The organism is Polaromonas sp. P1_F1, assembly GCF_056405795.1.
On record NZ_JBFUBJ010000006.1, the window covers coordinates 215,837 to 230,835 of the forward strand.

The following is a 14,999-nucleotide window of genomic DNA, read 5'->3' on the forward strand; positions in this document are numbered from 1 at the left end:
GCCACAGGCCATTTCCCCCGTCAGGTGCGGTGGGCGCAAGGCCAACTCACGTTGGTCTCCGGCGGTGCGCCGATTGGCGGGCCCACCTTTAAAGCAGCTGGTCTTCCCGTACCCGCATGAAGCTGGCAAACCGGGGCAGGCCACCGTCATTGAGTCCGCGAAAGCGGTAGGTGACGGTGCTGCCGACGGGCGGCGGATTCTGGCGCTGCTCATCGTTGAGCCCGGTGCCCAGCTTGAAGCGCCGCCCTGGTTTGCCGTCGGCACCGGGCATTTCCACCAGCAGCGCGCCCAGCATGCCGGCGTACTTCCCCCTGCCGGGAACATGCGCCACCACGCGGGCTTCGGTGTCTTCGTGGGTCTTGACCTTGAGCAGGTCGTCGTTGCGTGCGCCTTTGTAGAAAGACGCGCCGCGGTGCAGCATCAGGCCTTCGCCGCCGCGCTTCACGGTGGTGGCCAGTAACGCCTGCAAGGCGGTGTGGCTTGCGACCTTCGATTGCGCCACGGCCTGCACCCAGGGCTGGTCGATGCGGCTCACCGCGCCATTGAGGGCCGGGATCCGCTCGCTGAACGGGCCGCCTTGCGCGGGCAAATCAAACACCATGAAGCGCATGGCCCGCCAGGCAGCGTCGTCCGGGGTTTGCTGGCGCACGGTAGACACCGCCCTGGCAAACTGGCCACGGCCCGCCCACAGCTCGCCGTCCAGGGGTGTTTTGGGCCAGCCTGCGGTAAACCAGGCCGGCGCGGCGATGCGTTCCCCCCCGCGCGTGAGCAGCTGTTCTCCGTCCCAGTAGCCGCGCACGCCGTCGAATTTTTCACTGACCCAATAATCCTGAAGGGGGACGCCGGGTTGGTACACCTTGGCGAGCATCAGCGGCGGCGCTTGCGCAGCTGCGGATGCCGAAAGCACCGGAAGCGCTGGTGCCAGCAAGCCGGCGAGTGCCAGCAGCCAGTGAAACGTTTTGAGGCGAAAAAAGACCGTGTTGGCCCGCTCGCCGGAGTGGGTGATGTGTTGCCGCATGGGCCTCCCTGTTTTTTCTTGACTTATAACTGTATGAATGTACAGTTTATAGTTCAAATTTGCGCGGTGCAAGCGTTCTGTGGGCGCCTGTGTTGCCCGCGCAACCCCGTCAACCATGAAGGCTGCAATGGCCATGAAAGGAATCAACTTATGACAGAAAAAATGACTTCCAGAGGGAGTTGCCATTGTGGAAAGGTCGCGTTTGAGGTCGACGGCCAGCCGAACAGCGCCCTGGCCTGCAACTGCTCCATCTGCCAGCGCAAAGGGTCGCTGCTGTGGTTTGTGCCGCATGACCAGCTCCGTTTGCAGACCCCCGATGAAAATGCCAGCACCTATCAGTTCAACAAGCATGTGATCAGCCACCGTTTCTGCCCTACCTGTGGCATTCATCCTTATGGCGAAGGGACGGATCCTGCCGGCAATCGCATTGCAGCTGTCAACGTCCGCTGCCTCGAGGGAATCGATCTGGACACCATCAAGGTGACGCATTTTGACGGGCGTTCTTCCTAGCTCTTCCCGGAACCCCCGGATCCTGTATTCCCGGACTCTGGCGGACGCAATAATCTGCCACTTCGTCCGTACCCCTGGGGGCCGGTATTCCCGGCCATCACTCATATTGCTCATTGCTGTCTGACTTCCCTTGGGCCAGTCGGCCTCGACATTTTTTTACTGACACCATGACTTCCAGCGACATTGAAAATATCGAGCGCGCCACTGTGGCAGCTGTATCACCCGAGGAGCAGCTTGAAATCGAGGGCTGGCTGCTGCCCTTTGACAGCGGGACCGTCAGCCGGGCCAAAAGTGCGGTGCCCCTGCTGCATCAACCCCCCGCCGATGGCGTGATCGATCGCATTGAAGGGCTGTACCGTGCGCGCGGCAAGCGGGCCGTCTTCCGGCTGGCCAATGAGGCCTGCTTTGATGCCTTGCGCCGCGAACTGGGCGCGCGGGGTTACACGGCAGGCAAGCCGGTGCTGGTGGAAGTGGCGCAGGTCAAGTCCATGCGTGGTGTGTCGGCGCAGGCACTGGCTGAAACAGCCCACGCGCCGGACGAGGCCTGGGCAGCGTTGTTCCTGGCCGAGGGTTTTGATCCCGTGGACGGCGCCAGCCGTGTCAGGTCACTGAGCCGCGGGCGTGATTCCGTGTTTGCCAGCGTGCGCGAAGGCGGCAAGGCCATTGCGGCTGGCGCGGCGGCGTTCAGCCACGGATGGTCCAGTGTCCACGGCATGCGAACCGACCCGGCACATCGCGGCAAGGGATTGGCAGGCCGGGTACTGACCGCCATAGCCGAAGCGGCCATGCAGCGGGGCATTGAGCGTGTATTCCTGCAGGTGGAAGAAGGCAATGCCCCGGCGCGGGCGCTTTACCGGCGGGCGGGCTTTGAAACGGTCTGGAGTTATGACTACTGGACCCAGGGCTGAACCTTGATCCAGACGCGGTGCGGAATTGGGTGTGTGCGGGATACTGGATGCGGCAAGTTGCTATGATTTTTATAGCTGCTCGCTCTGGTGGCTATTAGGCTAGAGCCTGCTTTATTGTTATTTTCAGGCCTGATTTGATCGAATTTGGCTGTCTTGCCGCCCCGTCTTGCCTCAAAAAAACGGCTTTGCAGTACCTGGAAGCCGTTCTTCATGAACATATTTGGCCTCCAGCCCAATAGGGTCATGCGCGAGCCGCTATCTATTTCATAGCGCGCCATGCGAGACAAGGGTGCAACTTGCCGCATGTGCGCGCCGCCCGGCACGCCAGCCGGGCGCGAAAGCCTTCAGGCTTCGGCTGCCGGTTCGGCGATGCCGCCGACCACGTGGCTGAAGCCGCCATCCACATAGGTGATCTCGGCGCTCACGCCTGCGGCCAGGTCGCTCAGCAAAAAGGCGGCGACGTTGCCGACGTCTTCAATCGTCACATTGCGGCGGATTGGCGAGGCCTCGGCGACCACACTCAAAATCTTGCCGAAGCCCTTGATGCCGCTGGCGGCCAGGGTTTTGATCGGGCCGGCGCTGATGCCGTTGACGCGCATGCCCTTGGGGCCCAGCGATTCGGCCAGGTAGCGCACCGAGGCTTCCAGGCTGGCTTTGGCCAGGCCCATGGTGTTGTAGTTGGGCACGGTGCGCACGGCGCCGAGGTAGGTCAGCGTGAGCAGGGCCGATTTTTTGTTGAGGTAGGGCAGGGCCGCCTTGGCCATCGCCGGAAAGCTGTAAGCGCTGATGTCGTGGGCGATCTTGAAGCCCTCACGTGACAGGCCGTCCAAAAAGTCGCCGGCGATCGCCTCGCGCGGCGCAAAGCCGATGCTGTGCACAAAGCCGTCAAACGTTGGCCAGGTTTTGGAGAGGTCGGCAAACATCTTGTCGATCTGCGCGTCGTCGCCCACGTCGCAGTCAAAAATCAGTTTCGAGTCGAAGTCGGCAGCAAACTCGGTGATGCGGTCCTTGAAGCGCTCGCCGACATAGCCGAACGCCAGCTCGGCGCCCTGGGCATGGCAGGCCTTGGCGATGCCATAGGCGATGGACCGGTTCGAGAGGACCCCCGTGATCAACAGTTTTTTGCCAGTGAGGAATCCGGTGTTGGTGGCCATGCAGGTGCTCCAGAGTAGGTAGTTCGCGGGGGAAGGGAAGGCAAGGGACAGGGGCGCAGTGTCTGCGCGCCGCAATCTTGCCAGCTTAAGTAGTGCAGAATTGTCGCATGCGAAGTTTGCTGGTTTGGGTCCTGCTGGGTCTTTCATCACCGTCATGGGCCGCGCACGGCTATGCACTCTGGGGAGACCTCAAGTACCCCGCGGGGTTTGCCCACTTCGACTACGTCAACCCCGCAGCACCCAAGGGCGGGGACCTGCGCCTGGTCAGCAACCTGCGTTACTCGACTTTCGACAAATACAACCCTTTCACAATCAAAGGCTCGGCGCCGGCCTATTTGTCGAGCTTCATGTTCGACACGCTGCTGACGGGGGCGATGGACGAAACCGCCTCAGGCTACGGGCTGCTGGCCGAAGACGTCGAGGTGTCGGCTGACGGGCTCACGGCCACCTTCCGCCTGCGCAAGGAAGCGCGCTTTCACAACGGTGACCCGGTGCTGGCGGCCGACGTCAAATACAGCTTTGACACCCTGATGGGCCCGCATACCTCGCCGTCCTACAAGACCGTGTTCGAAGACGTCGCAGCCTGCGAGGTGGTGGGCGAGCGGACGGTGCGCTTTCGTTTCAGGAAGCCGAACCGCGAACTGCCGTTGAAAGTGGGCGGCATGGCGGTGTTCAGCCGCAAGTGGGGCATGGACGCCACCGGTAAGGCCAAGCCCTTCAATGAGGTCGTGACCGACATCCCCATTGGCAGCGGGCCCTATCGAATCGGCCTGGTGGTTTTCGGCAAAGACATCAGTTATGTGCGCGACAAGACCTACTGGGGTGAGAAACTCAATGTTCGGGTCGGTACAGGGAATTTCGACACCGTCACCGTCAAGATTTACAAGGACAACACTGCCAAGCTTGAGGCGCTCAAGGCCGGTGAGTTCGACATCATGCGTTTCTTCTCGGCCGGCGACTGGGCGCGGCGCCTGACGGGCAAACGTTTTGACAGCGGCGAACTCGTCAAGGGGGAATTCAAGCATAGCCTGCCCACGGGTTTCCAGAGCTATGTGCTAAATAGTCGGCGTGAAAAGCTCAAGGACCCGCGCGTGCGGGAAGCTCTGGGACTGGCGATCGACTACGAGTGGATGAACCGCCAGTTGTTTTACAACGCCTACCAGCGCGTGACCGGCCTGTTCGGAAACACCGATTGCCAGGCCACCGGACTGCCGAAGCCCGAAGAGCTGGCTTTGATGGAACCCTGGCGCCAGGACATCCCCGCAGCGGCATTCGGCGCCATGTACGTGCCGGCGCGCACTGACGGCGACTCTTCGCTGCGCGCTAATTTGCGCCGTGCCCAGGTGCTCCTGAAGGAAGCCGGCTGGGAGGTTCGGGACGGCAAGCTGCGCAACGCCAAAGGCGAGGCTATGGTGCTGGAATACCTGGATAGCAACGAGGGCGGTGTGCGCACGATTTCGCCCTGGATACGCGCCCTCGAAAAGCTCGGCATCCAGCTCAACTTCCGGCAGGTCGACTTCGCGCTCTACCAGCAGCGCCTCGATAAATTCGAGTTCGACATCATCTCCATCGCCTACGGTGGCACCAACAACCCGGGTCAGGAGTTCGCCGACATGTTCGGTAGCAAGGCCGCCGCCACTGAGGAGTCGGGTAACTTCAGCGGAGCCGCCAATCCCGCGATTGATGCCATGATCACCAAAATGACCAGCGCCAAAACCAAGGCCGAGTTGTTGCCCGCCTGCCGTGCATTGGAACGCATCGTGGCGCACAGCCACTACCTGCTGCCGGAATGGACGGCCGGCACCCATCGCGTGGTCTATAACGCACGCCGCCTTGCCATGCCGGGCCAGATGCCACCCTATGCGCCAGGCGAGACCTGGATCATCGATACCTGGTGGAAAAAATGAACACCCCCGTCGGACGTTCGCTTCGCGTAACGCCTTCCCCCCTTGCAGGGGGCGGCAGCTGCGGCCCGGCAAAGCCAGTTCCGCGCTGCCCACCGGGTTTGGCGGGAGTTTGATCGATCATGTTTGCCTACATTCTCAAACGCTGTCTTTTGATGATCCCGACTTTGTTCGGGGTGTTGCTGATCACCTTTGTGGTGACGCAGTTCGTGCCGGGCGGGCCGGTGGAGCAATACATGGCCGAGGCCAAGGCCGGCCCCAGCGGTGGAGGCGGTGCCGAGGGTGGCGGCCTGAGCTACCGGGGTGGGCAGGGCGTCGACCCGAAACGCGTCGAGCAGATCAAGGCGCTCTATGGTTTCGACAAGCCGGCGCCCGAGCGCTTTTACCTGATGCTCAAGCAGTTTTTGAGCTTTGACCTTGGCAGAAGCTTCTTCCACAACAAGGAGGTCTGGCAACTGGTCAAGGAAAAGCTCCCGGTTTCCATCAGCCTGGGTTTGTGGACCTTCTTCATCAGCTACCTGGTGGCTGTGCCACTGGGCGTCGCCAAGGCGGTGCGTGCCGGCTCGCGTTTCGATTTCGTCACAACCTTGCTGGTGCTGACCGGCTATGCCATTCCTGGCTTTGTGCTGGGTGTCGCGCTGCTGGTGATCTTCGGCGGCCAGTTGCAGTGGTTTCCGTTGCGCGGCCTGACCTCGCCCAATTGGGAGACTTTGAGCTGGGGTGCGCGCATCACCGATTACCTCTGGCATATCACCTTGCCGGTCACGGCCATGGTGCTGGGCAGCTTCGCAGTCACGGCCATGCTGACCAAGAACTCCTTCCTGGAGGAAATCCGCAAGCAATACGTGCTCACGGCCCGCGCCAAGGGCCTGGGTGAGCGCCAGGTGCTGTGGAAGCATGTGTTCCGCAATGCGCTGATTCCCCTCATCACCGGCTTCCCGGCCGCCTTTATCAGCTCGTTCTACACCGGTGCGCTGCTGATCGAAACCCTGTTCTCGCTGGATGGCATGGGGCTGCTCAGCTATGAAAGCATCATCCGGCGCGACTACCCGGTGGTGCTGGGCACGCTCTACCTGTTTACCTTGATCGGCCTGTTCACCAAGCTGATTTCCGATTTGTCTTATGTCTGGGTGGATCCGCGTGTACGGTTCGATTAACCCCCCTGAAGCCACCTCCGGCGGCCTTCCCCCCGAGGGGACGCCTCCTGCGGACGGGCAAAGCCCGGTCCGCGGCGACGCTGTACAAGAAAAGTACGTTTCGAACTCTCCCGCCAAGCGCGCCTGGAGGCGTTTTCGGCGCAACAAGCTGGGGTTTTACAGCCTGGTGGTGTTCTGTACGTTGGTGGTGCTCAGTCTTTGTGCCGAGCTCGTCTCCAACGACCGGCCGCTGCTGGTGCGCTATGAGGGAGGCTATTACTTTCCCATGGTTAAGGACTACAGCGAGAAGACCTTTGGGGGTGACTTCGACACGACCACCGATTACCTCGATCCCTATATCCAGGAACGGCTGGCGCGTGGCAGCAATTTCGCGTTGTACACCCTCAATCCCTACGGGCCCAACACCCTCAATTATTTTGCGAAAGAGCCCAACCCCTCGAAGCCGACGCGCGCCAACCTGCTGGGCACCGACGACCGGGGGCGCGACCTGCTGGCCCAGCTGATTTACGGCTTTCGGGTCAGTGTACTGTTTGCGCTGGCGCTGACGGTCACCGGTGTGCTGCTCGGCATGCTGACGGGGGCGCTACAGGGCTATTTCGGTGGCAAGACCGATTTGCTGTTCCAGCGTTTCATCGAAATCTGGGGCTCCGTACCGGAGCTCTATCTGCTGATCATCTTCAGCGCCGTTTTTGCGCCTAGCGTTGCGTTGTTGCTGATCCTGCTCAGCCTGTTCGGATGGATGGGGTTGTCAGACTATGTGCGCGCCGAATTCCTGCGCAACCGGCAGATGGACTACGTGCGTGCCGCGCGCGCGCTGGGCGTGGGTAACTTGCACATCATCTGGCGGCACATCCTGCCCAACAGCCTGACGCCTGTGGTGACTTTTTTGCCGTTTCGCATGAGTGGCGCGATTTTGGCGCTGACTTCGCTTGATTTCCTGGGTCTGGGCGTACCGCCGGGCACGCCTTCGCTCGGTGAGTTGCTGTCGCAAGGCAAGAACAGCATCGATGCGTGGTGGATATCGCTGTCTACCTTCGCGGTGCTGGTGATTACGCTGCTGCTCCTCACCTTCATGGGCGACGCCTTGCGCGATGCCCTGGATCCCAGGAAGGCCGACTGATGACGCCGCCGCTCCTTGATGTCAAAAACCTGCAGATCTCGTTCGCAGGAAAATCCGTCGTCCACGGCATCGATTTTTCCATCGCACCCGGCGAAAAGCTTGCGCTGGTGGGCGAATCGGGTTCGGGCAAGACCGTGACGGCGCTGAGCCTGCTACGGCTGGCGCAAAACGCCGTGGTCGGTGGCAAGGCTGTTTTTACCGGCATCGATGCGGCAGACCGGGCCGCCAGCGGTGCGCCGCCCAGGGCGCCCGTGGATTTGCTGTCCTTGCCGGAGCAGTCCTTGCGTGGGATTCGCGGCCGTGACATCGCCATGATCTTCCAGGAGCCCATGACAGCACTGAACCCCCTGTTCAGTGTGGGCAACCAGATCGCCGAAGTTCTTCAGCTAAAACAGGGCCTGACCCCCGCTGAATGTGCGCAAGCAGCTATCAAATTGCTAGCAGATACGGGTATCACCGAGCCTGAAAGGCGGGCCAACTCCTTTCCGCATCAACTTTCGGGTGGCCAGCGGCAGCGGGCCATGATTGCGATGGCGCTGGCTTGCCAGCCCCGGCTGCTGCTGGCCGATGAGCCGACCACCGCGCTGGATGTCACCCTGCGCGGCCAGATCCTGGACCTGCTGGGCGAGCTGCAGCAGCGCAACGGCATGGCGGTGCTGATGATCACACACGACCTGAACCTCGTGCGCAAGTTTGCCGACCGAGTCGCGGTGATGGAAAACGGCCACATCGTGGAGCAGGGTGCCGTGGCGGAGGTTTTTGCCCGGCCACAGCACCCTTACACGCGCAAGCTGATCGACAGCAAGCCGCAGCGGGACGGGCTGGCGGCCGACGCTGGTGCGGAAGCGGGCGTGGGGCCGGCCATGCGTGCGGAAAGCCTGCGCGTGGCGTATCCGGTCTCCATTCCAGGCATACGCGGGTGGTTTAAAAAAGCCGAATTTGTGGCGGTCAAAGACGCCAGTTTTCATATCCCCCCGGGCAGGACGCTGGGCGTGATCGGTGAATCAGGATCCGGAAAATCCACCCTGGCGTTGGCCAGCCTGGGCTTGCTGCCTTTTTCAGGGCAGCTGCAGGCGGCCGGCCAGACCTGGAGCCGGGATGCGGCACGCAACAAGGCCATCCGCCGCGCCGTTCAGGTCGTGTTCCAGGACCCGTTTTCTTCCCTGTCACCCCGCATGACCGTTGAAGCCATTGTGGAGGAGGGCCTGACGGTGCACGAGCCCAAACTGGCCCCAGCCGGGCGGCGGGAACGGGCGCTGCAGGCGCTGGCCGATGTCGGTATGACCGAGGCCCAGTTTCCGGGTTTGCTGCAGCGCTATCCGCACGAATTTTCAGGCGGGCAGCGCCAGCGGCTGGCCATTGCGCGCGCGCTGATCGTCAACCCCAGCCTGCTGGTGCTGGACGAACCCACCAGCGCGCTGGACGTCACTATCCAGAAACAGGTGCTGGGACTGCTGCAAAGATTGCAGCGCGAGCGTGGCCTGAGTTATTTGCTGATCACGCACGACGTCGACGTGATTCGTGCCATGGCCCATGAAGTCATGGTGATGAAGGACGGCGATGTGCTGGAGTCAGGCTCACTGAGCGAAGTGCTGGATACACCTCAGCATCCCTATACGCGGGTTCTGGTCACCGCGGCTTGAATATTGTGCGTCTCCACGGCCCCGCGGAGATCACAAAAAATCCTTATAAATTACTTTAACTAAATTAAAAATCCATATGATTTAATTGGTTTTATTGGATTTACAAATTTTTTTCAAGGAAGCGTGAAGAGGAGGCGTCATTTGGACTTTCACGCAGCGATGCATTCATTTTGACGCTGCTTCTTTCTAGTGGTGACGCCGGATTGGTTGGCCGAAAAGGACATGCCTTGGGTCGATTCATCAGGCCTGTTCCAATGAGCAGGTGGGCGTCGTAACCAGAAGGATTTACATCGACGGTTCAGGCAATCTCTAGCGTGTCAGGCACGGAAATTGTTTGCATCGAAGGGCGCAGCACGTTACAATAAGAGCTTCACGACCAAATGGGCGGGTTTTCACCGCCCATTTTTTTTGGGCGTTTGTTTTTGAACATACGGATTAAGAGCGGGTTTAAGAGACTGAATGGCATTGCAAGAGACGATTGAGCAAACTGTGACGGGGCTGGGCTACGAGCTGGTCGAGATCGAACGCACCGGCGGTGGTTTGCTGCGCGTCACGATCGACATGTCTTACGTCAAGGGTGCCGAACAGTTCATCAATGCCGAGGACTGCGAAAAAGTCACCCGCCAGCTCCAGTTTGTCCTGGAAGTCGAAGGCGCCGAATATGCGCGGCTGGAAGTCAGTTCCCCCGGCATCGACAGGCCCTTGCGCAACGAAAAAGATTTTGAGCGTTTTGCCGGTGAGTTGATCGACATCACGCTCAAGGCTCCTATTGGCGTGGCTGCCAGCGCCGGTTCAACCGTCGCGGCCAGCCGCAAGAAGTTTCGCGGCACGCTGGAGCGTGTCGTGGCCGCGGACGGCGTGGCCGGCTGGCAGATCGTGTGGAGCGATGAGCCGGCCGTCAAACCCGGCCGGAAGGTCAGTAAGAAGAAGGTTCCCGCACCGCTGCAGGCGTTGGGTTTTACCCTCGATGAAATTCAACAGGCGCGCCTCGCGCCCGTGGTTGATTTCAAGGGGCGTAAACCCAAAATAACGCCTGGTGCCGAACCCTTTGCAGAGAATTAATTTCAAGAAATGAAGAAAGGCAGGCTTGTGAAATGAATCGCGAACTGTTGATGTTGGTTGATGCCATCTCGCGTGAAAAAAATGTGGAACGTGACGTCGTTTTTGGCGCCGTCGAGCTTGCGCTCGCCTCGGCCACCAAGAAGGTGTACGAAGGCGAAGTGGACATCCGCGTGGCCGTCGACCGTGACAACGGCAATTACGAGACCTTCCGCCGCTGGCTGGTGGTGCCTGACGAAGCCGGCCTGCAGAACCCCGAAGCCGAAGAGCTGGTCAGCGACGCACGCGACGAGATTGCCGACATCGAAGAAGGCGACTACATCGAAAAGCCGGTGGAAAGCCTGCCCATCGGCCGTATTGGCGCGCAAGCCGCCAAGCAGGTCATTCTGCAGAAAATCCGTGACGCCGAGCGCGAAATGCTGCTCAACGACTTCATGTCGCGCGGCGACAAGATTTTTGTTGGCACCGTCAAGCGCATGGACAAGGGCGACATCATTGTCGAATCCGGCCGTGTGGAAGGCCGCCTGCGCCGTTCCGACATGATCCCGAAGGAAAACCTGCGCTCCGGCGACCGCGTGCGCGCCATGATCATGGAAGTTGACACGACCCTGCGCGGCGCGCCCATCATCCTCTCGCGCACGTCGCCCGAGTACATGATCGAGCTGTTCCGCCAGGAAGTCCCTGAAATCGAACAAGGCCTGCTGGAGATCAAATCCTGCGCCCGTGACCCCGGTTCCCGCGCCAAGATCGCCGTGCTGTCGCACGACAAGCGTGTCGACCCGATCGGCACCTGCGTCGGCGTGCGCGGCACCCGTGTCAACGGCGTGACCAACGAGCTCGCCGGCGAGCGCGTGGACATCGTGCTGTGGAGCGAAGACCCGGCCCAGTTCGTGATCGGCGCGCTGGCCCCGGCCAACGTGTCGTCCATTGTGGTCGACGAAGAGCGCCACGCCATGGACGTCGTCGTCGATGAAGAAAACCTGGCCATTTCGATCGGCCGCGGCGGCCAGAACGTGCGCCTTGCCGCCGAGCTGACCGGCTGGAAGATCAACATCATGACGGCCGATGAATCTGCGCAAAAGCAGGCGACCGAGACCGATTCCAGCCGCAAGCTGTTCATGGAAAAGCTCGACGTGGACGAGGAAATCGCCGACATCCTGATCTCCGAAGGCTTCACCAGTCTCGAAGAAGTGGCTTATGTGCCGCTGCAGGAAATGCTGGAGATCGAGTCCTTCGACGAAGACACCGTCAATGAGCTGCGCACGCGCGCCAAAGATGCGCTCTTGACGATGGAAATCGCCAAGGAAGAAAATGCCGAAGGCGTGTCGCAGAACCTGCGCGACGTCGAAGGCCTCACGCCAGAGCTGATCGCCAAACTGACAGAAGCGGGCATCCATACCCGCGACGACCTGGCCGATCTGGCCGTGGACGAACTTACCGATATCACCGGCCAGTCTTCGGACGAAGCCAAAGCCCTGATCATGACCGCACGCGCCCATTGGTTTACCGATGAACCCGCTGCCGCTGACACCCCTGCACCTGCAGCGGCCCAAGAGCAATGATCATGGAGGCCAGCAGGAAAAAAACATATGTCCAGTACCACTACCGTCGCTGAATTCGCAGCTGAACTCAATAAATCTCCCGCCACCCTGATCGAGCAATTGACCAGCGCGGGTGTCGCCAAGGCGCAAGCCAGCGACCCCTTGTCCGAAGCGGACAAGCAGAAGCTTCTCGGCTATCTGCAGGCCAGCCATGGCACCGTCACGGCCGAGCGCAAGAAGATCACCCTGGTGAAAAAATCCACCAGCGAGATCAAGCAGGCCGATGCCACCGGCAAGGCACGCACCATCCAGGTGGAAGTGCGTAAAAAGCGTACCTTTATCAAGCGTGACGACGGCTCCGACCAGCCTGCGGAAGAAGTGCAGCCTGAAGTGGCCGCTCCGCCGGCACCTCCCGTCATCGACGATGCCGAGCTGATTCGCCGCGAAGAAGAAGCCAGCCGCCACGCAGAACTGCTGCGCCGCCAGGAGCAGGAGCTTGCTGAAAAACGCCGTCTTCGCGAAGAGCAGGACGCCAAGGATGCTGCGCGCGAGCAGGAGCGCCTGGCCGCCGAGCAAACCGCCCAGGCGGCTGCTGCAGCCGCCGAGGCCGTGGTCAAGAAAGCCAAGCCAGCCGGAAAAGCCAAGGAAGCCGCGCCAGTAACAGCTGAAGCCACCAAGGCCGCTGAAACCGCTGCGGCCGTACAGGCCACGAAGGCTGCCGATGCCGCGGCTGCCGCTGCAACTGCCAAGGCCAAAGCCACCGCCGAATTCCAGGCTGACGCGGCCAAGGCGCAAGAGCTCCAGGACCGCCGCCGCAAGGCCGAAGCAGAAGCTGCCGGCATTCGCGCCATGATGTCCGCGCCCAAGCGCGTTCTGGTGCCCCACGTCGATCCCAAAGCCGCCATCAAGGGCACGCTGCACAAGCCGGCCGGCGCGCCGGGTGCCGCAGCCAAACCGGGTGCGCCGGCCGCTGCGGGTGCCCCTGGTGCCGCTGGCAAGAAGGAAGTCAAGTCGGAGAACCTGTCTTCGACATGGAAAGACGACGCCGCCAAGAAGAAGGGCATTCCAAGCCGTGGCGCACCCGTTGTGCCCGGCCGTGGCAATTTCCGTGGCGGCCCGCGTGGCCGCCGCAATGACCGTGAAGCACGTCCGGAATCCACCTTCGTGGCGCCGACCGAATTCAAGGTCATTGAAGTGCACGTGCCTGAGACGATCACCGTGGCCGAACTCGCGCACAAGATGAGCGTGAAGTCATCGGAAGTGATCAAGCACCTGATGAAGCTTGGCCAGATGGTCACCATCAACCAGCCGCTGGACCAGGACACTGCCATGATTGTGGTGGAAGAAATGGGCCACAAGGCCGTGACGGCTTCGCTGGACGACCCGGAAGCCTTTGCCGACGAAGACGTGCAAGGCCAGCAGGCCGAGTTGTTGCCGCGTGCGCCGGTTGTGACGGTCATGGGTCACGTTGACCACGGCAAGACCTCGCTGCTCGATTACATCCGCCGCGCCAAAGTGGCCTCCGGTGAAGCGGGCGGCATCACCCAGCACATCGGTGCCTACCACGTGGAAACCCCGCGCGGCATGGTGTCCTTCCTGGATACCCCGGGCCACGAGGCGTTTACCGCCATGCGTGCCCGTGGCGCCCAGGCGACCGACATCGTGATTCTGGTGGTGGCGGCTGACGACGGCGTGATGCCGCAGACCAAGGAAGCCATCAAGCATGCCAAGGCGGCCGGTGTTCCCATCGTGGTGGCGATCAACAAGATCGACAAGCCTGGTATCAACATGGAGCGCGTCAAGGGCGAGCTGGTCACCGAAGAAGTGATTCCCGAAGAGTTCGGCGGCGACGTTCCTTTTGTCGGTGTCTCGGCCCATACTGGCGCCGGTGTCGATGCCTTGCTCGAACAGGTGCTGCTGCAGGCAGAAGTGCTTGAACTCAAGGCGCCGGTGGATGCGCTGGCCAAGGGCCTGGTGATCGAAGCCCGCCTCGACAAGGGCCGTGGCCCCGTGGCGACTGTGCTGATTCAGGCGGGAACGCTGAAAGCCGGCGACGTGGTGCTGGCCGGTTCGACCTATGGCCGCGTGCGCGCCATGCTGGACGAAAACGGCAAGCCGATCAAAACGGCGGGTCCGTCGATTCCAGTGGAAATTCAGGGTCTGACGGAAGTACCGCAGGCTGGTGATGAATTCATGGTCATGCTCGACGAGCGCCGTGCCCGTGAAATCTCCACCTACCGTGCCGGCAAGTTCCGCAATACCAAGCTGGCCAAGCAACAGGCCGCCAAGCTGGAGAACATGTTCTCCGACATCGGCGCCGGTGAAGTGAAGATGCTGCCCATCATCATCAAGGCCGATGTGCAAGGCTCGCAGGAAGCGCTGGCCCAGTCGCTGCTGAAGCTCTCGACCGAAGAGGTCAAGGTCCAGCTCGTGTACTCCGGTGTCGGCGGCATTTCCGAGTCCGACGTCAATCTGGCGATTGCCTCCAAGGCCGTGGTGATCGGGTTCAACACCCGCGCCGATGCCCAGGCCCGCAAGCAGGCCGAAAACAACGGCGTGGACATTCGCTACTACAACATCATTTATGACGCTGTGGACGAACTGCGCGCCGCGATGTCGGGCATGCTAACGCCGGACAAGAAGGAAGAAGTCATCGGCAATGCCGAGATTCGCCAGGTGTTCAAGGTCAGCAAGATCGGCTCGATCGCCGGCTGTATGGTCACCGCCGGGGTGGTTCGCCGCACCGCGCGCCTGCGCCTTCTGCGCGAAAACGTGGTCGTCTTCACGGGCGAACTCGACTCGCTCAAGCGCTTCAAGGACGACGCCAAGGAAGTCAAGGAAGGCTTCGAGTGCGGCTTGAACATCAAGAACTACAACGACATCCAGGTTGGCGACATCCTGGAGTTCTTTGAAATCAGGGAAGTGGCGCGGACACTGGAAGTCTGATTCCGGCTGGCCGGCAGCCCCTGGCTGCCAGCCTTTCCG

Annotated in this window: 11 protein-coding genes; 9 read left to right on the forward strand and 2 right to left on the reverse strand. The window is 61.3% G+C overall.

Features of this window, described 5'->3' with window-relative positions:
* Positions 1-88 precede the first annotated feature (88 nt).
* Positions 89-1,018 (reverse strand): DNA ligase, encoded by a 930-nt coding sequence (locus AC1DZE_RS17230; RefSeq protein WP_477672060.1) that lies wholly within the window; start codon positions 1,016-1,018, stop codon positions 89-91.
* A gap of 162 nt (positions 1,019-1,180) precedes the next feature.
* Between AC1DZE_RS17230 and AC1DZE_RS17235 the strand changes: the two genes are divergently transcribed.
* On the forward strand, positions 1,181-1,528 hold the full coding sequence (locus AC1DZE_RS17235) for a GFA family protein (protein WP_477672062.1): 348 nt from the start codon (positions 1,181-1,183) through the stop codon (positions 1,526-1,528).
* A gap of 167 nt (positions 1,529-1,695) precedes the next feature.
* Entirely contained in the window at positions 1,696-2,436 is a 741-nt protein-coding gene (locus tag AC1DZE_RS17240; protein ID WP_477672059.1) for a GNAT family N-acetyltransferase, read from the forward strand.
* Positions 2,437-2,780: 344 nt separating this feature from the next.
* Here the strand turns inward: AC1DZE_RS17240 and fabI are convergent, their stop codons facing one another.
* Positions 2,781-3,590 (reverse strand): enoyl-ACP reductase FabI, encoded by an 810-nt coding sequence (fabI, locus tag AC1DZE_RS17245; protein WP_477671657.1) that lies wholly within the window; start codon positions 3,588-3,590, stop codon positions 2,781-2,783.
* 107 nt (positions 3,591-3,697) lie between these two features.
* Here fabI and AC1DZE_RS17250 point away from each other — a divergent pair, with 107 nt between their 5' ends.
* The 7 genes from AC1DZE_RS17250 (at position 3,698) to infB (ending at position 14,960) form a co-directional block, all read left to right on the forward strand.
* Positions 3,698-5,497 (forward strand): extracellular solute-binding protein, encoded by a 1,800-nt coding sequence (locus AC1DZE_RS17250; protein ID WP_477671656.1) that lies wholly within the window; start codon positions 3,698-3,700, stop codon positions 5,495-5,497.
* Positions 5,498-5,616: 119 nt separating this feature from the next.
* Positions 5,617-6,651 carry a microcin C ABC transporter permease YejB gene (locus AC1DZE_RS17255; RefSeq protein WP_477649404.1) on the forward strand — a complete coding sequence of 345 codons (1,035 nt, stop codon included), beginning with the start codon at positions 5,617-5,619 and terminating at the stop codon, positions 6,649-6,651.
* A complete protein-coding gene (locus AC1DZE_RS17260; protein ID WP_477671655.1) occupies positions 6,617-7,771 on the forward strand; it encodes an ABC transporter permease in 1,155 nt (384 codons plus the stop codon). The genes AC1DZE_RS17255 and AC1DZE_RS17260 overlap by 35 nt, the downstream gene beginning before the upstream one ends.
* Positions 7,771-9,414, forward strand: a complete 1,644-nt coding sequence (locus AC1DZE_RS17265) for an ABC transporter ATP-binding protein (RefSeq protein ID WP_477700350.1) — start codon at positions 7,771-7,773, stop codon at positions 9,412-9,414. The genes AC1DZE_RS17260 and AC1DZE_RS17265 overlap by 1 nt, the downstream gene beginning before the upstream one ends.
* A 459-nt stretch (positions 9,415-9,873) precedes the next feature.
* Positions 9,874-10,476: a ribosome maturation factor RimP gene (gene rimP / locus AC1DZE_RS17270; RefSeq protein ID WP_477673327.1), complete on the forward strand. Its 603-nt coding sequence runs from the start codon at positions 9,874-9,876 to the stop codon at positions 10,474-10,476.
* 32 nt (positions 10,477-10,508) lie between these two features.
* Positions 10,509-12,035, forward strand: a complete 1,527-nt coding sequence (gene nusA / locus AC1DZE_RS17275) for a transcription termination factor NusA (protein ID WP_477671652.1) — start codon at positions 10,509-10,511, stop codon at positions 12,033-12,035.
* Between the two features lie 27 nt (positions 12,036-12,062).
* Positions 12,063-14,960: a translation initiation factor IF-2 gene (gene infB / locus AC1DZE_RS17280; protein WP_477671651.1), complete on the forward strand. Its 2,898-nt coding sequence runs from the start codon at positions 12,063-12,065 to the stop codon at positions 14,958-14,960.
* The last annotated feature ends 39 nt before the right edge of the window (positions 14,961-14,999 follow it).